The 19,842-nt window shown below is 41.7% G+C and carries 14 protein-coding genes; 4 read left to right on the top strand and 10 right to left on the bottom strand.

Annotation, left to right across the window (positions count from 1 at the left end; all coding sequences use genetic code 11):
- The first annotated feature begins 349 nt into the window (after positions 1–349).
- Together BXO88_RS11810 and BXO88_RS11805 are read left to right on the top strand one after the other, a co-directional pair.
- Entirely contained in the window at positions 350–1,186 is an 837-nt protein-coding gene (locus tag BXO88_RS11810) for a pyridoxamine kinase (protein WP_078037925.1), read from the top strand.
- Between the two features lie 119 nt (positions 1,187–1,305).
- Positions 1,306–2,043, top strand: coding sequence for a YggS family pyridoxal phosphate-dependent enzyme (locus BXO88_RS11805; protein ID WP_242945217.1), 738 nt, complete (start codon positions 1,306–1,308; stop codon positions 2,041–2,043).
- A 159-nt stretch (positions 2,044–2,202) separates the two neighbouring features.
- On the opposite strand, the gene BXO88_RS11800 is transcribed toward BXO88_RS11805, so the two are convergent.
- The gene (locus tag BXO88_RS11800) at positions 2,203–3,180 is read right to left on the bottom strand and encodes a calcium/sodium antiporter (RefSeq protein WP_078037924.1); all 978 of its coding nucleotides are present in this window, start codon (positions 3,178–3,180) and stop codon (positions 2,203–2,205) included.
- A 513-nt stretch (positions 3,181–3,693) separates the two neighbouring features.
- Positions 3,694–5,106 carry a DASS family sodium-coupled anion symporter gene (locus tag BXO88_RS11795; RefSeq protein WP_078037923.1) on the bottom strand — a complete coding sequence of 471 codons (1,413 nt, stop codon included), beginning with the start codon at positions 5,104–5,106 and terminating at the stop codon, positions 3,694–3,696.
- 256 nt (positions 5,107–5,362) lie between these two features.
- On the opposite strand from BXO88_RS11795, the gene BXO88_RS11790 reads away from it, so the two are divergent.
- Positions 5,363–6,502, top strand: a complete 1,140-nt coding sequence (locus BXO88_RS11790) for an amidohydrolase family protein (RefSeq protein WP_078037922.1) — start codon at positions 5,363–5,365, stop codon at positions 6,500–6,502.
- Between the two features lie 309 nt (positions 6,503–6,811).
- On the opposite strand, the gene BXO88_RS11785 is transcribed toward BXO88_RS11790, so the two are convergent.
- The 3 genes from BXO88_RS11785 to BXO88_RS11775 form a co-directional block, all read right to left on the bottom strand.
- Positions 6,812–8,131 (bottom strand): sodium:glutamate symporter, encoded by a 1,320-nt coding sequence (locus BXO88_RS11785; protein WP_078037921.1) that lies wholly within the window; start codon positions 8,129–8,131, stop codon positions 6,812–6,814.
- A gap of 290 nt (positions 8,132–8,421) precedes the next feature.
- Positions 8,422–9,450 (bottom strand): hydroxyacid dehydrogenase, encoded by a 1,029-nt coding sequence (locus BXO88_RS11780; protein ID WP_078037920.1) that lies wholly within the window; start codon positions 9,448–9,450, stop codon positions 8,422–8,424.
- Positions 9,451–9,584: 134 nt separating this feature from the next.
- On the bottom strand, positions 9,585–10,286 hold the full coding sequence (locus BXO88_RS11775) for a dimethylmenaquinone methyltransferase (protein ID WP_044993996.1): 702 nt from the start codon (positions 10,284–10,286) through the stop codon (positions 9,585–9,587).
- Between the two features lie 196 nt (positions 10,287–10,482).
- Here BXO88_RS11775 and BXO88_RS11770 point away from each other — a divergent pair, with 196 nt between their 5' ends.
- Positions 10,483–11,511, top strand: coding sequence for a LysR family transcriptional regulator (locus BXO88_RS11770; RefSeq protein ID WP_078037919.1), 1,029 nt, complete (start codon positions 10,483–10,485; stop codon positions 11,509–11,511).
- A 184-nt stretch (positions 11,512–11,695) separates the two neighbouring features.
- On the opposite strand, the gene BXO88_RS11765 is transcribed toward BXO88_RS11770, so the two are convergent.
- The 5 genes from BXO88_RS11765 to BXO88_RS11745 all read right to left on the bottom strand — a co-directional run bounded on the left by BXO88_RS11765 (position 11,696) and on the right by BXO88_RS11745 (position 19,679).
- Positions 11,696–12,784 (bottom strand): ribose-phosphate pyrophosphokinase, encoded by a 1,089-nt coding sequence (locus BXO88_RS11765; RefSeq protein WP_078037918.1) that lies wholly within the window; start codon positions 12,782–12,784, stop codon positions 11,696–11,698.
- A 142-nt stretch (positions 12,785–12,926) separates the two neighbouring features.
- Entirely contained in the window at positions 12,927–13,781 is an 855-nt protein-coding gene (locus BXO88_RS11760) for a serine O-acetyltransferase (RefSeq protein ID WP_139355581.1), read from the bottom strand.
- Between the two features lie 162 nt (positions 13,782–13,943).
- Positions 13,944–15,710: a sensor domain-containing diguanylate cyclase gene (locus BXO88_RS11755; protein ID WP_078037917.1), complete on the bottom strand. Its 1,767-nt coding sequence runs from the start codon at positions 15,708–15,710 to the stop codon at positions 13,944–13,946.
- Positions 15,711–15,807: 97 nt separating this feature from the next.
- Entirely contained in the window at positions 15,808–17,544 is a 1,737-nt protein-coding gene (locus tag BXO88_RS11750; RefSeq protein WP_078037916.1) for a putative bifunctional diguanylate cyclase/phosphodiesterase, read from the bottom strand.
- Positions 17,545–17,651: 107 nt separating this feature from the next.
- Positions 17,652–19,679, bottom strand: coding sequence for an FAD-binding protein (locus tag BXO88_RS11745; RefSeq protein ID WP_078037915.1), 2,028 nt, complete (start codon positions 19,677–19,679; stop codon positions 17,652–17,654).
- Between the last annotated feature and the right edge of the window lie 163 nt (positions 19,680–19,842).

Below are 19,842 nucleotides of genomic sequence, written 5' to 3'. Positions count from 1 at the left end.
ACTACGCCCCACGTGGACTTTCACCACAGACTGGCGGCATGCCCGCCATACAACACAAGAGTGAAAAAATCATTTTTCACTCTTGTATCTTTATTATCAACCCACTATTCTTTTTCAACAATTTTATTTTTTTAAAGCCAGAATGTAAAAAAGAAAATACTTATGGTTGGTTATAATCATTTCCTTTAATAAGGACCTGTTGTCTTTAGTTCGATTTGTTTCTTCATCTATACTGTTCTGCTTGTTATAACTGATTATATATTAAATTTAGATTTTGGTGATATTAATATGCTCAGATATATGTAACCATACTAAACATATTAAATATCAAACAAGAAAGGGATTTTTTATGAAACGTATAGTTACAATTCAGGATATTTCATGCTTAGGCAAATGCTCTATCACTGTGGCTCTTCCGATTATTTCTGCAATGGGCGTCGAGACCGCTATCCTTCCTACTGCTGTTCTGTCTACACACACTCAATTCAGCGGTTTCACTGTAAAAGATCTGCAGGATCAGATAAAGCCAATATCCACACATTGGAAAAAAGAAAATTTTCATTTTGACGCAATCTATACAGGCTATCTTGCTTCCCGAGAACAGATACAGCTTGTTTCAGATTTCTTTGATGATTTTAATGAACAGGATACTCTCCTGTTTGTTGATCCTGCCATGGCAGATAATGGAAAGCTTTATGTCGGTTTCCCTGAAGATTTCCCTAAATCTATGAGTGCACTCTGCGGAAAGGCTGACATCATCGTACCGAATCTGACTGAGGCATGTCTTATGACAGGAACAGAATACAAGACCGAATATGATGAGAAATATATACAGGAAATACTTAACAAGCTTGCCGCACTTGGAACAAAAAAAGCAGTCGTACTGACAGGGGTTTCTCCTGAAAAAGATAAGACAGGAGTGTATGGTCTGTATGTTGAAACCGGAAAATACTTTGGATTCTCACACGAAAAACTGGCTGTCAGCTTCCATGGAACCGGAGATGTATTCTCAAGTACAGTAGTAGGTGCGCTTGAACGAGGCAGGTCTCTTGAAGAATCCCTTAACATAGCTGCAAGATTCACTGTAAACTCCATAAAAGAGACATTGAAAAACGATCCGGAAAAGACTTACGGAGTTGACTTTGAAGCGGTATTTCCTCTGCTTCTCCAAGACCTGAATGCTTAGGAAATGTTAATTGCTCATGAGGATTAAATGAAAATATGTATATCTCTCGCAATTTTATTTAATAATGAGCGGATATGAATTAAAATAATGTAACAATTCAGAAAAAGGAGCCGCACAAAATGCCCACAGAATCTATGAATGTTAATGAACTTACATCTGAAGAGATTCTTCGTAATCTTGATACCATTAAAGAAAACATAAATAAAGCCTGTAGTAAAACCGGCAGAGATCCCAAGGAAGTAACTATCTGTGCAGTAAGTAAATTGAAGCCTGTTGAAGACATACGGGTCGCCATGACTTCCGGACAGCAGCTGTTTGGTGAAAACTATGTTCAGGAGCTGGTTTCAAAATATGAAATTCTCGGTAACTCTGCCGAGTGGCACATGATTGGTCATCTTCAGAAAAATAAAGTCAAATACATCATTGATAAGGTTTCATTGATACATTCTGTGGACAGTATATCTTTGGCAGAACAGATAAACAAGGAAGCCGGGAAGTACGATATAATAATGGATGTTCTTTTGGAGGTCAATATCGCCGGTGAAGAATCAAAATGGGGATTCACAGCGGATGAAACCGAAGATGCCGCTAGAGAGATAGGTGCTCTTCCGCATATCCGAGTTTGTGGTCTCATGACCTCTGCTCCCTATACGGAAGATGCAGAAACAAATCGTATTCATTTCCGTAATCTTAAGAACCTTTTTGATAAACTGAAAGAAGATCACTATCCCGGCGTAGAACCAGCAATTCTTTCCATGGGTATGACAGGCGACTATGTAGTCGCTGTTGAAGAAGGTTCTACCATGGTTCGTGTCGGTACCGGAATCTTTGGTGAAAGAGATTATTCACATAAATAAACATTATTATTTCGTCTAATACACGAAATACTCAGTACACCCATCCGGTAGGGCTTCTTAGAACTTTTTATTTTTACTATATCTACTATTTAACTATATACAAAAAAAATCGGCAGCACCTTAATTTACAGGTACTGCCGATTTTTTTATCATTCAACTTTATCTAACGATTGCATATGCCATATCTGCGAAGTACATGGCAAGCATGAGACCGCCTTCAACTCTTGAGATCCTTCTGTTGCTGATTGAGAAAACAAGTGCAATGAGAGTCACAACTACGAGTATTATCATGTCGATGCAGGATGCGATGTTTACCTCCACAGGATTGATGGTAGCTGAAAGTCCAAGTATAAAAAGGATATTGAAGATGTTGGAGCCAATGGTATTTCCTATAGCCATGGAAGCTTCCTGCTTTTTTATGGCCACGATGGATGTAACCAGCTCAGGAAGTGAGGTTCCGAAGGCAACTACTGTAAGACCGATGAGAGTCTCTGTCATTCCAGCAGCTCTTGCGATCTCCTTTGCGCAGTAAACCACAACCTGTCCCCCGGCGATGATTATACCGAGTCCTGCAAGTATCATAACCACTGACTTAAGAACACTGTACTGAGGAACGTCCTCAGCTTCTTCCTTACTGTTTCGTGCAGCAATTACAAGGGTTGCTATATATCCTATGAGAAGAAGTACCAAAAGGATACCAACAGGTCTTGTCACTACACCTGCATGCTGTGCCACATCAATATTTAAGAAGCCTCCGCTCATGAGGATAGGACCGCAGCTTGCCATAAGAGCTATGATGGTAACGATTATGGAGAAAGGTATATCTCTCTTAATTACGGCATTGTCAACCGCCATAGGCTTCATAACTGCACATATTCCAAGGATCGCAAGTAGGTTGAAGAAGTTTGAGCCAACAACATTGCTTATGGCTATCTCATTGGAACCCTGAAGTGATGCTGATGTACTTACTGCAAGCTCAGGTGCGCTGGTGCCGAGAGCCACGATGGTGAGTCCGATGATGAGACTCGGAACATGAAAGATCGCTGCGATTGAAGAGCTGCCGCTAACGAACATGTCAGCTCCCTTGATAAGTGCAAACATTCCCAATGCAAGAAATAAGATGTACAGTACTAACATTACATACCTCCGATAATTTGAAAAATGAGGAGCTCAAAAAGCGAGACTCCTACTGCCTTATGCAGTAAAAGTCTCGCTTTTTACAACATATTCCGGGGAACAAGTCCCGTACTGACGAAATATGCAACACCTATGGTGGAAGCTACTCCCTTAAACTTGTATGAGAGTATAATGCTTAAAAACTGCATCGTCAACAGAGTTTAGACATTGTTCCCAAATTTTGTATAATTACTTAATTTCATTATTTCCGCTTTATTTTTTTTGTGCTGATTTTTATTGAATTAAAAAACTCACAGCAGATCTCTCCGCTGTGAGCAAACTTATAAAATGGATAATCAGTTTTAATATACTTTTGATATTGGAACGCTACGCGCTACGCGCTCACGCGTTCCTCCCACATTCCGCACTCCCAGGCCGATAAATCGTCCTTACGTGCTCCATGTGGGGCGTGTCATGAAGTCTATCCTCCACTTTTGTGCAAGCACAAGTGGAGGAAGACTTATGACACTTATATCAGATCATTCCGATAAGTGCCCAGTATGGGATACCGATGCAGAACATGATAAGTGTTCCAACAAGAACCATAACTGTTCCAACCTTCCAGAACTCACCCTGTGATACATAGCCAGGTGCGAAGGAAATAAGACCGGCACCATTTCCGTAGTGAGTAAGAAGTGCTCCGATAGGTGAAAGGAATGAAAGAAGAAGAACTACCATCATTGCGTTTGCACCTGTTGTAGCGAGAAGTGAGTAAAGAACCGGGTAGAAGGAAGCAACGAATGCACTGTTTGATACGAAGAAGTATCTTACTGCAAGGCTTACGACTACAAGAATGATAGCTACTACCATACCGTTTACTGATGTAAGGTTCATTACGCTTCCGAGCTTCTCAGCGAGCCATGTATAGAAACCTGCATCTGCAAGTGCATTAGCGAGACCGTAGAAAGCACCGTACCAGATGAAGATGTTCCATGCACCCTTAGCGCCTGCTACATCGTTCCAGTCGAGAACACCGAAAAGAAGTACAAGTGAAAGGAATACGAAACCTACAGGCTGCATTCCGAGATCAACACCCGGAATCTTTGATCCAAGCATCCATCCAAGGACAGCAAGAATGAAAAATACGAGAAGTCTCTTCTCTTTTCCTGTCATAGGTCCGAGATCCTTGAGACCCTGCTCTGCAAGAGGCTTAACCTCATCAAGAGTCTTAAGTGTTGGTGGAAGGACCTTGTAAATTACGAATGGTGCTGCAAGAAGGAAAAGACCTACAGGAACTACAGAAGCTGCAAACCACTGTCCCCAGCTGATGTTGATTCCAAGCATCTCAGATGCAAGGGATACTGTGATGGCGTTTGTTGCCATACCTGTAAGGAAGAGAGCTGATGTTCCCTGTGAGCTTGCGTACATAAGTGCTGAAAGATATGCACCGAGCTTCTTTGGCTCCTTATCAGGATATGAACCTGCACCCTCTGCGATACTCTGGAAGATAGGGTAAATGATACTTGTTCTTGAAGAGTTTGAACCGGTTGCAGGACTCAGGATGAAGTCTGTGAGGACAAGCATGTAACCTAAGCCTAATGTTGACTTACCGCTTCTCTTTAACAGGTTGTAAGCGATTCTTCTACCAAGACCTGTCTTGATAAATGCTGTACATACGATGGTAACTTCACAGATGAACCATGTCATTCCGTTTCCGTAACCCTTGAAAAGTACAGATTTGTTATAGAAGACTGAAGCAAGACCCACCATGATCATGGCAACTACAGGTGCAGGGAATGGTGTGGTTACGAGACCAACCAGCATTCCGATGTACAGAGCAACCAGGTGCCATGTGTCTACTTCAAGACCTTCTGGAACCGGAAGGTTCCACAGCACTAATGTTACAAGTGCTATCAAAATGATTTTGAACAATTGACCTTTTTTCATTTGTCTCTCCTTACGTGTTTGTTATGTGCAAATTTTAATGCAATAAATCAACAAAGTGAAACAGTGCATTTTTGTGTTCTTAACAAAAAAAGTTTGTTACCCGCCATATTTACACATATTTATGCCAATGTCTAAGCTCAGACTTAATCACAAAATCATTTTGTAGTATTGACAAGAATATGCTGTTTGAATTTGTTATTATGGTTATTTATCATTGATATAATTACAAATTTAATATAAGAAAGGATCAGAAATTATGATACTTATCAAAAACGGTCATGTTATAGATCCACTGAACGATATTGATGAAGTTACCGACGTACTGGTGGACGGATCACATATCGAAAAGATCGGAAAAGATCTTCCTGAGTATGACTACAACACAGTTGATGCTTCAGGATGCATCGTTACTCCCGGACTCGTTGATCACCACGCACACATCTGGCCTCTTGCAAACATCGGTCTTCCAGCTGCATCAGCATGCTTCGGTGCCGGTGTTACTACAGTAGTTGATGCCGGATCAAGCGGACCTGCTACATATCATATGTACAGACCTTATCTTGATCTCGAGAAAGTTCGTGTAAAGGCATATCTTAATGTCTGCACCACAGGTCTTGCATCACTGCCTACACCTGAGGACATCGCTCCTGATCACATCAGTGAAGCAAAGATCATGGATTGCTTCGATAAATACGGTGACGAGCTTCTGGGCCTTAAGATAAGAACAAGTAAGTTCATCGTAAAGGACATGGGCTTTGAGCCTCTTAAGAAGACCATCAGCATCGCCGAAAAGCTCGGTGTTTCCATCATGGTCCATTCAACAGACCCGGCAGGTGAATTCTCAGAGCTCGTTGAGCTTCTTAGACCGGGTGATGTTCTTACTCACATGTATATGAACAAGGGTTCAAACCTCGTAAGTGATGGTAAGGTTCTTGATGCAGCATTCAAGGCAAGAGAAAGAGGTATTCTCTTCGAAGCTGCAGATGCACGTGAGCATTTCGGACTGGATGTCGCTGAGACTGCTATCGCCCAGGGCTTCCTTCCTGATTTCATCGCTACAGATCTCACACATCTTAGCATGCACTTACGTCCTACTTCCTTCAACATGGCTATGCAGATCTCCAAGTACACAGCACTTGGCATAAGTCTCAAGGATGCCATAAAGATGGCTACAGTAAATCCTGCAAAGCACATGGGAATGCTTGATAAGATAGGTTCACTTACAGTTGGTCATCCGGCTGACATCGCAGTATTCAGACCTGTTGAGAAGGAAAACGTCTTTGGAGACCGTCCATTCGGAAATCCTGATCAAAGGACAGTAACAGGCAACCTTGTATATCAGAATGTTCTTACCATCAAGGATGGTGAGATGGTTCACAGAGATGTGACATTCTAAATTTTATCCGCATTTCTTCAAAAATGCGGATGCCATTTTAAACAAGACGATCAGATATTTTTGCAACATAAGACAAGACAGAGGCTCTTCGGCATCATCCCGAAGAGCCTCTGTCTTTCTTTAGTTTACCATCATGATTTACAAGTCCAAAAGTCCCAATTGGCACATTACTGCCTGAACTTTAAACATAAAATCAAATCCCCGAGAGCCATTCTCTCAGGGATTTTCAGATCTACCACTCTATCTCATTTATTTATCTTAAATAGCTTTTGAAGATTTCTTTTATGCTGTATTCTTCACAGCTTATCTTCACTTCTTCTCTCTGAATATATATGCCAGTACGGCTGATACTACAGCGATTCCGAGACCTACACCCGCAACGATATAGGTTCCGGTAACTGCATTGGCAGCGATCCACATAGGAGCGAGACCTACGAAAACATCCTTCCATGACATGATGGTAGAGTACATTCCGTGAGTATCACCTGCCTCTGATTTTGTGTCCGGATCCACAGCTCTTACGAGAGCAAGTCCGGTTGATGTATTACCTGTGGCAGCACCTACAGCCATACAGCATTTCTCAAACCACTCTTCCCTGAAGAAAAGCTTTGACAGGAAGAGTATAACAAGTATAGACACCAGGCTGAGAACCAGAGTGTAAATAAGGAGCGGAACGATATAGGTTCCTACCAGCTTCAGGTTAAGAGTAGCCATGGCTGAAAAAACAACGATCTCAAGCATGAATCCTGCGATCTGCTTAAGTGCCTTTATATCCGCAAGATAATCAAGTTTCAGCTTCACAAGAACGAACCATACTATGATACCGCCTACGATTCCATGAAGCACACTTGGCATACTCTTGAAAAGCTCGATGTAAGTACCGAGGAACTTAAAGAGATTCTTACCGATAAAAACTGAAAGAAGAAGCCAGGCGAACTGAAGAGCGAGATGGTTAATGCTTATGGAGGATACAACTGTTCTTCCTATAGGTGAACGTTTTTCTTCAGGAAGCTTTCCATGGTAAATATAGTTAGGCTGTTTACCGGGCTCCTTTACATAGCTTCCCCATCCTTTTCTGATACCTATATTTACAAGTATCATTCCTCCAGTCATAGCTATGATGAGACCGAATGTAGAAAGTACTGCTCCGATGGAAAGAGCTCCGTCTATACCGAGCGTCTCAAACTGTGTTCCCGCAGCGGCTGCTGTGCCGTGTCCCCCGTGGAATGCAAAAACACCCATGACGCCCCAGCCTTCCGGAAGTCCTGTCCAGATGTTTTTAAGCAGAAAACCAAGCAGTACACCTACCCCCATCTGTAACCCGTATGCAGTCATGGTTATGAAGGAGTATTCAAGGTATCCCTTTACTCTTTCCTTTCCGATGCTTACGCCGAAGACCATAGCAGCAAGGATGATGTCAATGAGTACTCCCGGTAGGCCACTGTAGCTTTCAGGAACTTCTATGATATTCAGACATTGATGCCCCAATATAAGAAGGATAAGTCCACCTATAAGTGAGGTTGGAAAAAACAGCTTCTGGAATATTTTCACTCTCTCCCGGATAAAGAAGCCTATAAGCATAAAAAGCGACATGATCATAAGATCATTTTTGAATTCTGACAGTGTCACGACGATACCTCATTAATTTTTTGAAATTTGCAGATATAGGAACGTATCTCTCAGGCGTCCCACCCATAATTCATAAACTATCGGGAGTATCATAAATTCCAGCTACCGCTTATCCATGCACACAAATGATAGTTGGAACTATGACACATATATCAAAAGAACTTTTTGCCACAGAATCTGCTGCTTACTGTGACAAAAAGTCGAATTAATCGGAGGAAACTCCTTATACTAACAACATATCCGAATTATAGGGGGAACGGATATGTTGTTACTTATTACTTTAATGATGATTAGAAATCAAACATTCCTGCCTTCTTTTTATCAGGTACGAAAGTATCATCATATGTCTTTGCTGTCTCATAGTCAACATCATTGATCGGCCATGTAGGAGTCTTTCCTTCATAAACCTCATTTACACCCATAGCTGAGAAGTATGATGCTCTGTGAGCAGCCTCAACTGTGTTGCCACCGATATGTGGATAGATGATGACATTATCAAGAGTAAGAAGTGGGTTAGCAGGATCTACAGGCTCCTTTCTGATAGCATCGAGACCTGCGCCGGCGATAACACCGTTCTTGCATGCCTCATAGAGATCCTCCTCAACAACGATAGCACCACGTGCTGTGTTGATAAGGAATGCATCCGGCTTCATCATCTTAAGTCTTTCCATGTTAACCATGTTCTTTGTAACAGATGTTGCTGGGCAGTGTAACGATACATAATCACACTCCTTGAAGATTCTGTCAAGGTCACGTGTAACCTCTACACCCTCTGGGAAATCCTTTACAGGCTTATATGGATCGTAACAGATAACGTTCATCTCAAGTGCAAGAGCTCTCTTTGCAACTCTGCTACCGATGTTTCCGCATCCGATGATACCGAGTGTCTTACCGTTTACTGTGTTCTTCTTAAGCTTAAGCTTTGCTGTGTAGAAATCGTCAACCCATGTCTTTCTGAGCTTGATTACGTTACGGCTGCACTCAAGGATGAGCATGATAGCTGTCTCGGCAACAGATGTGCTGTTTGCAACAGGAGCGTAAAGAGCCTGAACATTGTTATCATGGCAAGCCTTAACATCGAGAGCGTCGAAACCTGCACCGTGTCTAACGATAACCTTGAGGTTAGGATTTGACTCGATTACTTCTCTTGTGATAGGAGTGATACGAACGATCATTGCATCCGGCTGATGCTCCTTCATATCTGCAAGAACATCCTCTGTCTCGAATCCTCTTCCCTTGATAATTGTATGTCCGGCCTTCTCAAGAAGCTCTCTTCCCTCTTCCATGATTTCCTGTGGTAATAATACTTTCCAACCCATGACGTTTTCCTCCAATTTTATATAGTTATTCTCTTTATTTCAAATTTATTTGATTCTGAATGATGTAGTCTGCTTATTTCCTGTGAAGATACATCATTCAGATACATTCGCTATTAATATGATTTTGTCAATGCTTATGCTCTGTAAACATCGTCGATGATCTCGAAGTCCTTAGCTTCAAGTGACTTCTGAACCCAGTCTCTGTTGATACGGTGCTCAAGTGTTGCAGGGATCTTTGCCTGATCCTTAGCCTTGAACTCCTGTGCATCCTTAAGGATAACTGCTGCGTCCTTACGTGGGATGCAGATTACTCCGTCCGGATCAGCAAGGATGATATCACCAGGGTTTACGCTTACGCCGCCGCATGCGATAGGAACATTAACTTCTCCCGGTCCTTCCTTGTATGGGCCACCAGGTGTTGTGCCTGTAGCATAGATTGGGAAATCCCATGATCCCATTGAACCGATATCTCTGATAGGTCCGTCAAGAACGATTCCTGCGATCTTCTTCTCATATCTGAGCCATGTCATCATAACCTCACCCATGAGAGCTCTTGTTGTATCCTCTTCGTTTGATACTACAAGTACATCGCCTTCCTGGCAGTAGTTAAGAGCTGCGTGTAATGCAAGGTTGTCACCGGCTCTGCACTTTACTGTAAATGCAGGTCCTACCATGCACTCATCCTTAGGGCTGCTCATAAGATGAATTCTTGGATTCATCGCACAGTTTCTTCCCATGCAATCTGCTGTGTTAGATGCAGGAATTTCCTTGAACTGCATCATGATATCGTGATCAGGCATTTCTCTTTTGAGATAGATTCTCTTACCTACTGACATTGTTTTATCTCCTTTGATTAAATATTAGATGATGCCAATGACTAAAGCTTTACATACTCTCTAAGCGGAAGTTTTTTTCTTTTTGTCATTCGCTTCATATTGTTTCTTTCGATGTACTTATGATAGAATACATCAGTAACAAAGTGAAACAGTGTATTTTTGTATTTGTAACAAAGATTATTTGTGGGGATAAATTATGGATCTGCAGAGCTTTTACTACTTTCAGGAAGTAGCCAAGGATTTAAACATTACCAAAACAGCCAACAGACTGTTCATATCACAACAGACTCTGAGTAATCATATCAAGCGTCTGGAGGAGTACTTCGACACTCCTCTTCTTCATAGAAAACCTAAGCTTTCCCTTACATATGCCGGAGAGTTCGTTTTGAGCTTTTCTAACTATGTTTCAAATAAAGAGAGAAACCTGAACGATGTCATGATGGACATACGAAATGTAGATAAGGGTCTTCTCCGTTTTGGAGCCAGTGTCATGCGTACAAGTCTCGTACTGTCACATATTCTCGAGCTCTTTTCAGAAAAATTCCCCAAAGTAGAATTACGTATTTCGAATTTCAATTCCCAGTTATGTCTGAATTCTATTTTGGACGGTAATCTGGATCTTGCACTTGTACTTTTCCATAGAAACGGTGAGAAAAATTTCGATAAGGATCTTAACTATATTCATCTTATTGATGAAGAGATATATCTGTGTGTTACAGATGAGCTGCTTGAAAGATATTATGGTGATGATGCAAAAGAATTGAAGAAGAAATCAAAGGATGGTGCCAGATTGGAGAACTTCTCGAGACTTCCCTTTGCCATGCTCAACAATCATATGGGAAGAACCATTGATTTCTGTTTCAATGAAGCCGGCTTTACACCTAAGGTTAGAGCTCTCAGCAGTAACCTTCAGATTACCTCCACCTTCGGCGTCAAAGGTCTCGCTGCCTGCTTCGTTTCCAAATCAAGTGTCCTTACCTACATATCAGATTTTAAACGTGATGATATAAACTTCTTCCCTCTTCTTTTGGATAATGAAGTGCTCTGTCAGAAATGCTATCTCATCCACAGAAAGGATCGCTATCTCTCTCAGTATACGAAGATGTTCTCTGAATTACTTATCAGATTTTTCACTTTCATCGGAAAGCTTTCGATGGATGAGATCATTCATGAGGAAGGCTTGAGCGGATTACATCCATATCTGGCTGCCGAATATGAAAGCTGATAAAGGGTCACAGTTTAATACCGGTTATCCTTTATATTCATCTTAATTTAAAAAATATATTTATAATCGACAAATCGCCCGCAGTCGTCAGACAACAAGTCTAACGATTACGGGCGGTTAAAAAATCAGGACTTTTTTATCAGATTATAAGCTTAGAAAAAAACATCAATCTCTATAGTTTTTTCTATTTATGGTTATATATATTTATGGTATCTGTAATTCTTTTCGCAGGCTTAGTGAGATTCTGAATAGAACCTCCTTTATTTATGGTATCTATGAGAGCAGCGATATATCGCTCCATATTGACGCTGAAATAGTATTTCTTTTCCAGTAATTCCTTCTTCTGGACGATCAGATTTGTTGTAAAGATCCTGTCGAAATCGCCTCTTTCATATGCGGCATCAAACTTCTCGAAGCCCTTGGAAAACAAACCAAAGGTGGCAAAGATAAAGACCCTATTTGCACCGCGTTCCTTAAGCTGACGGACAACATCAAGCATACTTCCGCCGGAATCTATCATATCATCAACAACTATGACATCCATTCCTGTTATATCGCCGCCACAGAAATCATGAGCCACGATAGGATTAGTACCGTTAACTATAATCGAATAATCCCTTCTCTTATAGAACATGCCGATATTTACGCCAAAAAGAGAAGCCAGAAAAACCACTCTCTCCGTGGCACCCTCATCCGGAGCAATGAACATGAGATGATCCTTATCTATCTGTATATCCTCATACTCTGTGAGCAGTGCCTGTGTGAACTGCAGAGCAGGAGAAATATTATCTATACCGTTGAGAGGCACAACATTTGCCATTCTGGGGTCATGAGCATCAAAGGTGATGACATTATGTACCCCCATAACCTCAAGCTCTCTCAGCATCACGGCGCAGTCGAGAGATTCCCTCATGGTCTTTCTGTGCTGCCTGCTTTCATAAAGGAACGGCATGATTACACTGATCCTTGAAGCCTTGCCGTTGCAGGCTGATATGATTCTTTTCAGATCCTGATAATGATCGTCAGGCGACATGCGGTTCAGACTGCCATCCATCTTGTAAGTCAGAGTATTGTTGCATACATCAACAAGAATATATATATCCTTGTCTCTGACCGATTCCTTCAGTATTCCTTTTGCTTCGCCACTGTTGAATCTGGGGCATTCGCAGGGAATAAGAAAGCTCTCACCTCTCCAGCTTTCGAGTATCCTGTCGATCTTCTTTCCCGTAGATATAGCAGATTCCAATGCTATAAGCCCTATTTTTTGTGCCATACCACCACCTCCATAGCTCCGTAAAAGTTAATGGACCCTCAAAACGATATAGCAGTCCTCTACATTGTTTCGACCAAAAGCAACTCAATGATAAGACGACTTTCACTACGTAAAATGCCTGTTACGAATAAACCGTATATTCTTACTGTTGTTTAGCGCTGACCCTTGAACCTTCCTCCACAGAATTCACGATAAAAGCATTACCGCCTACAACAACATTGTCTCCGATGATCGTCTCTCCACCGAGGATGGAGGCATTGGAATAGATCGTAACATTGTTTCCGATAGTCGGATGACGCTTCTTTCCCTTCAGGCTCTGACCTCCACGAGTGGAAAGTCCTCCTAGAGTCACACCCTGGTAGATCTTTACATGATCTCCGATAACCGTTGTTTCACCGATGACTATACCTGTTCCGTGATCGATGAAGAAGTAGTCACCTATAGTGGCACCGGGATGTATATCTATTCCAGTCTTTCCGTGAGCATACTCAGTCATGATCCTCGGGATCATAGGAACGCCAAGAAGAAATAGTTCATGAGCCATTCTGTATATGGAAATGGCATATAGTCCCGGATATGAAAGAATGATCTCATCCATTCCTGCTGCAGCAGGATCTCCCTCGAAACCTGCTTCAACATCAGTTTCCAGAGTTTTTCTGATTCTCGGTATACAGCTCATGAAGTCAAGAGTCATCTTTTCCGAATCAGAATCATCCTTTCCCTGATATTTGAGAACTATGGATATCTGCTTGTTAAGATGAAATATGACATCCTCAATAGTAGCTGACATGTTGTTCTTCAAAGTGTAGATCCTGTAAATCTTATCACTGTAATATCCCGGATACAGTATCTTCAGAAGCTTTTCAACCACATCAACTATAGCTTTTTTATCAGGCTGATTACAGATATCTATATGATTGACAGTTCTGTCATCCTCATAATCCGAAAGGATCATATTAACAACTTCATCTATTCTGTTTTCATCATTTGGCTTCACTTCATGCTCTCCTTAACATTTATTCCTATTGATTCACTAGGCATTTAGTTAATATGATACCACCATGTAGAGATTTTGAGTATTTCTTTTTCAAAAAAAGACTTATATCATGTTGATTCAAGATGTCATTCTATCTTCAACACGATATAAAGTCTTTCTATCTTACATAACCTCTATTTTATTTTTTCCGGTAGTCTTTGCCTTGTAAAGAGCACTATCCGCTCTTTGGAAGATCAGTTCATTGGCTTCTTCTTTGGAGAACTGTGTGATTCCTATACTGACTGTTTTTTTACCGACTTCAGAGAAAGAAGTTTCTGAAATAAGCAGTCTCATCTCCTCCATAGCTTTAAGACAAACATCCAATGACTGATTCGGGAAAATAAAAAGAAATTCTTCACCGCCCCATCGTCCGCACATCCCACCGGGAATAGACTCAACCTTATCCTTGATGATGGAAGCTATAGTCTTCAATACTTCATCTCCTACAGCATGTCCGAATGTATCGTTAACATTCTTGAAATCATCCACATCAACTATTCCGAGAACCATATTGATATTGGAACGTTTTGCATGAACAGCTGCTCCCTCAACCAGCCTGTCAAGCATCCTTCTGTTATACAGTCCGGTCAATTCATCCGTGTCAGCCATCTGCTGAAGCTCCAGGTTTGCTTCTCTAAGCTCAGCAGCTGTAACATTGATGAAATTGGCAAGTCTTCTAACCATGGATATCTGCCCGTGCATAGACTGCTCATCATACATGAATAAGCTGTTTTCTCTTGATATGTACTGCTGTGGATCCCCTGAACCTTCTCTCATGCTTATGGCAACCAGAGTCACATGGTGCTCGATAATATTACGTCCCATTCTCATGATCTCGCCACTTGAATAAAATCCGCATACAGGCGCTATCCTGGAAAATCTTCCTGTTTCCTTATTCAAGAGATATTTCCAATACAGTCGTCTGACTCCGCAGGAATAAAGAAATACAGCCTGAGGTCTCGAATCACGAACATGATCCTCCAGCTTTTTAACATCCTCTCTTATTACATCAGGATCACCATATGAAAGGTTGACCATGGTTCCTTTTGCCACATCAGCGGCAAGAACCAAAGAACCATCCTCAGTGTTACAGGAGAAAGGGAGTCTCAGCACCTGATTACCATGCTGTCTCGTCATGATGGGAAATTCCAGTATATTTGAAAAGAAATGCTCATCAGGCTTTATATCGAGATACTTTCTGTATATATCTCCTGCCGGTATTCCATCCAGCTCATACAGGGTTTTTCCCTTGATCTTTGTTACCTTCAGATCTTTTCCCAGCGGCTTCCACCCGATGGCATGACTTATATCTATAAAAAAATCCTCGCCGGAATATGTTATGAGTATCACTCCGGAATGGGATATATTGGTCTTGTTAAAGACCTTTGTGTCAGTATTCTCTATTCTCATGGCAGCACTTCCGCCGCCAAAGATCTTTACTGTATCTCTGCATTTCTCGACTTCATCAAGAACCGTGTGGCTGTTTATGGATTTGAGAGTGATAAGTATCTCCGCAGCCTTTATGGAAGGAAAACTGTCTATGGTGTTCCGTATCTTTTCCCCCAGTTCCTTTTCTTTACCCGGTTCACACTCATACAGATATACAGATGTGTCTGTGGTTTCAAAAATAGAAACAGACATGACTAGACCAAACTCTGCCAGATGTCCGTCGCAAATGTCTCCGTTGGTACTTGTTCCGCCGATTCTCGCATCCGGATAAACCTCAAGTATCTCTTCCTGAACTTTACGTATATCCTCATCACTGAACAGGATGGAGTAAAGATGAAACAGGATGGACTTATAGGTCATGGTAGCGGTATAGTTGTATATTTCTTTGATAATAGTCGATACATCACCGGGAGATCGAAATTCAAAATTGAATTGTTTCAATGATACACCTCAAACTGGAAATACTAAGCCACGATACATCAGTCTAAACTTCCTGTATCTTACATCTCCCATCCATTACTTCTGTATAAATAGAAAATCAGGCATTAGAAGCTTCTAACACAACCTCTCTTGCTTCCTTATCCTTCAAAGGTTTGCCCCAGACATATCCCTGGATGTAATCACATCCGATAGCCCGTAGTGTTTCGATCTGATCCTCGGTTTCGACACCCTCTGCCAAAACATCTATTCCCATGATATGTCCGAGGGATATGATCGTTTCAACATATTTTCTGGAAGATGCATTATCATCCATCTTGTCGATAAATGACTTATCAACCTTCAAAAGTGTTGCCGGGAAATTAAACAGATAACTGAGAGATGAATAACCTGTACCGAAATCATCTATAGCTATCTGTATGCCCATAGCTTTCAGATCACCTATACATTTAAATGCTTTTTCAACCGATTCTATCATTATGGATTCAGTGATCTCTATCTCCAGATTGTGAGGCGGTAGATCACTCACATCAAGTATATCCTTGAGTTCATCCAGAAAATGCTTTTTCATCAGATGTTTAACCGAGATATTGATACTAAGTGTAAAATCACATCCTGATTCCTGTATAAGCTTACCGACGAATTTTGCAGCTTTCTTGAAAACTACCAGATCGACCTTATCGATAAAGCCTTTTTTTTCCGCGATAGGGATAAATTCTCCAGGACTTATGTTATTACCCCTTTTATCTTTTATTCTGGCCAGTGCCTCAAAGCCTCTCAGCTTATGATTCATATCAAACTGAGGCTGAAGACTGTAGTAAATGGTGTTGTTCTGAAGAGCAGCCTTAATCTCATTTTCCAGTTCAGTGATATGTCTGTCTATGAGCATCTCCTCATTGAAACGTAACAGATTGTTTTCCTCTTTGCTTTCCTTGGCCTTGAGCATCGCCCTGTTGGAGAAGGAAAAAATAGAATCTACATCTTTGGCTTCAGAGGGGAATTCCACAAAACCATAGCTTGCTGAAACCTGTATCTCATAGTCATGTATAAGGAGCTTATAACCGAGAACATCCCTGTACATGTTTATAGTATTCATAAGCTCCTTTTCATTTTTGTATTTCCTGATGACCAGAGCAAATTCATCTCCTCCGAGTCTGGCTATAAAATCCAGAGTACCTGAAACCTCCATGTCGGCTATAAGCTTCCATTTTGAAGAGATCTCCATGAGGACTTCATTTCCTATATCGAAACCCATGGTATCGTTGATATCACTAAAACCGTTAAGATTGATGGAAAGTACAGCAAAAGGCTGATTTTTTTTGATGAGATCTTCTACAAGCTCTGCACAGGCAAATCTGTTTGGAAGTCCCGTGAGTATATCAGTAACAGCCTGTTTCATCAGCTTATCCTGATACTTCTCAATACGCTTGTTGTTAACGTATATAACGATCAAAGTAAGTATAGTCACAAGTGTTGTGAAAACACCGGAGATATTGCCGAGATTATGATTCCTCATGACATTGGAAATGATCATGGGGATATTCAGTATCAGCACAACTACAGATATACTGAAGCCTACATCACCATAATACAGAGTGAGAAAAATCGCAAAGACATTGAAAATAGAGGAAAGTACACCTGCAAAGGAATCTATTCCTATGGTTGTTCCGTTATAATCTACTGCAAACGGAGAATTCACCAGAAACGGCATGGCAAAATATGAAGCCAGATACAGCATGGCCAGCAGAACCAGCCCTAACTTAGGTGGATTTTTTGCAAATGAAAGATTTTCCAGAGTTTTTTCTAATATACGTTTTTCTGAGTTGTTGTTATTCATAGTCATAAGGTTCCAAAATATGTGATTATAGGAAAAAAGAGAAGACTGAAGATACAGTCTTCTCTTCTATTATAAATAATTGTTTATCTGATGTCGATAGATAACCCTCAAGCCTTGATATATTCTGCGGCTTCAGTTGCAGCGATATATCCTGAATCGATGCAGAGTCCATAGCAGTAACCCGGCACATCATAGTAAGGGCTGTAGTAGAGACTTCCGTTATCGGTTCCTACCACATAGAGACCCTCCATCGGCTGATTTTCAATGTCTAAGGCGCGGAGACTGTCATCGGTGCGGATACCACCGAAGGTTGACCATGCTGAAGGCTCACACTGTACAGCATAGAATGGTCCCTGTGAAACCTTTGAAAGGTACCATGGTGATGTTCCGAACTTCGCATCAACACCATCCTCACAGAACTTGTTGTACTCTTCTACTGTCTCCTTAAGGTTTGTAAGACCGAACTTTTCACCGAGCTCTTCGATAGTATCAGCCTTGGCAAGCCAGCCTTCCTTGAGACCTTCCTCGATATCCTCAGGAAGTTTGTCGAGTATTCTGTCCTTGAAGTAGTTACCGATGAACCAGTTCTTCTCATTGGCACCCTTCTTTGTGGTGTACTCATAAAGGCCCTCTGTTGCCATAGCATCAACATAAGCCTGATCAACGATACCGTACCATGGAGCGTTAAGAATGATCTGCTCTGAACCATAGCTCATCGGGTAATCACAGAGAAGTCCTTCGTTGATGAAACGCTTTCCTTCTCCGTCAACAAGGAGGTTACCATAGAGACCGAACTTGAAGCAAAGGTTCTGATCATACTTATCCTGCTTTGCAGGTCTTGTAGCCTTGCTGTTTGTTCCGCCGTACTCACATGGGCAATAACCGAAGGTCTTGCTGAGAACGGCACCAGCGTCAGATGTCATGAGGATACCATCACCTGTACATAAGCTGTTTCCTCCTGCAGCTGCATTTAACTTACGGGTCTTCAGGAACTTCTCCTGAAGATCACGGTTTCCGAGATATCCGCCTGCAGCAACGATAACTGCCTTGGCATTGACAGTAAGCTTAGTTCCGTCAGCCTTTACAGCATGAAGTCCCTTTGCCTTTCTGCCGTCCATGATGAGATCTGTAGCCTGTGTGTTGAAGAGAACTTCTACTCCGGCATCCTTCAATGCCTTCTCCCACATCTCAACTCTCTCCTCCAGAGGGTTTGTGATGAGATGGAATCCACCCTTCTCGTCCTTAAAAGGTGTCTCAAAACGGAAGTTGACTTCCTTCATCTGATATCCGATTCCCACAAGCTTTTCAACAGCATTCTTTGATTCTGTGAGACAACGATGCATAAGAGCAGGGTTCGGTGTCCAGTGTGAGTACTCCATTACATGCTGGAATACTTCATCTACTGTCAATGTTGTACCACCCTCCTTTGCATGTAGAACAGATGTATCTACTGCAAAAGGTCCTGAAACCTTGATTCCGTTTACGCCTGCAACAGAACCGGACTTTTCAAGCGTAAGTACCTTGAGTCCTGCCTGTCCTGCTGTGATAGATGCCATAAAGCCTGCAGCTCCACATCCGATGACAGCGAGATCAACATCATAGGTCTCATCCTGTCCCGGTGTAACTTCAACCTTCTTGCTGAGCCATGCATCCTTATCTCCGCCTGCCTGAGCTACACAGTCTGCGATAGCTTCCTTGACAGCACGTGAGGAATTTGTTGCGCCTGTAACAGCATCAACTCCGCCTGCCTGATTTTCGATGATAGCAGGGATCAGAGTGTCCTCTACCTGGCTGAAAAGTACAGGTGTCTCACCCTGCTCAAGAACCTTGACTGATGTCAGTGCAGTGTCACTGAATGTACACTCTACAGTAATGTTACTGATATTACCGTATGCAGTAGACGTATAGGTTCCTGCCTTATATACTGCCTTTGCAGCTTCCTTGGCTGCTTCTGTTGCTGCCTCTGTTGCTGCAGCTGTGGTTTCTGCCGCTGCAGTTGTTGCAGCCGCTGTTGTTTCAGCAGCCCCTGTGGTTGCTGATGGAACTTCCTGAGATCCGCATGCTCCAAGCAGTCCGGTTGCTGCTATCGCTGCACTTCCCTTCAAAAAGTCACGACGAGAAATCTTTTTCATCATTAATTACCCCCAATTTTTTGCTTTTTAGCAATAATTGCCCTACAAAATCCATTGTAATATCTAAAAAAGTCCGGGTCAATCATTTTTCTTTGATACATAATGCTGTGAAAATTTCTTTTGCCTGATAATATCAGTTGGCATATATGCTTATTTAAATTGATTT

The organism is Oribacterium sp. C9 (assembly GCF_002007235.1).
GTDB lineage: Bacteria > Bacillota > Clostridia > Lachnospirales > Lachnospiraceae > Oribacterium.
This window is presented reverse-complemented; position numbering and strand designations above follow the sequence as displayed.

Bases quoted from the DNA above. Each gene is read 5' to 3' on its own strand.
- BXO88_RS11790 (WP_078037922.1), top strand. From the start codon at position 5,363: ATGATACTTATCAAAAACGGTCATGTTATAGATCCACTGAACGATATT.
- BXO88_RS11805 (WP_242945217.1), top strand. From the start codon at position 1,306: ATGCCCACAGAATCTATGAATGTTAATGAACTTACATCTGAAGAGATT.
- BXO88_RS11745 (WP_078037915.1), bottom strand. From the start codon at position 19,679: ATGATGAAAAAGATTTCTCGTCGTGACTTTTTGAAGGGAAGTGCAGCG.
- BXO88_RS11750 (WP_078037916.1), bottom strand. From the start codon at position 17,544: ATGAATAACAACAACTCAGAAAAACGTATATTAGAAAAAACTCTGGAA.
- BXO88_RS11775 (WP_044993996.1), bottom strand. From the start codon at position 10,286: ATGTCAGTAGGTAAGAGAATCTATCTCAAAAGAGAAATGCCTGATCAC.
- BXO88_RS11795 (WP_078037923.1), bottom strand. From the start codon at position 5,106: ATGAAAAAAGGTCAATTGTTCAAAATCATTTTGATAGCACTTGTAACA.
- BXO88_RS11770 (WP_078037919.1), top strand. From the start codon at position 10,483: ATGGATCTGCAGAGCTTTTACTACTTTCAGGAAGTAGCCAAGGATTTA.
- BXO88_RS11800 (WP_078037924.1), bottom strand. From the start codon at position 3,180: ATGTTAGTACTGTACATCTTATTTCTTGCATTGGGAATGTTTGCACTT.
- BXO88_RS11765 (WP_078037918.1), bottom strand. From the start codon at position 12,784: ATGGCACAAAAAATAGGGCTTATAGCATTGGAATCTGCTATATCTACG.
- BXO88_RS11810 (WP_078037925.1), top strand. From the start codon at position 350: ATGAAACGTATAGTTACAATTCAGGATATTTCATGCTTAGGCAAATGC.
- BXO88_RS11780 (WP_078037920.1), bottom strand. From the start codon at position 9,450: ATGGGTTGGAAAGTATTATTACCACAGGAAATCATGGAAGAGGGAAGA.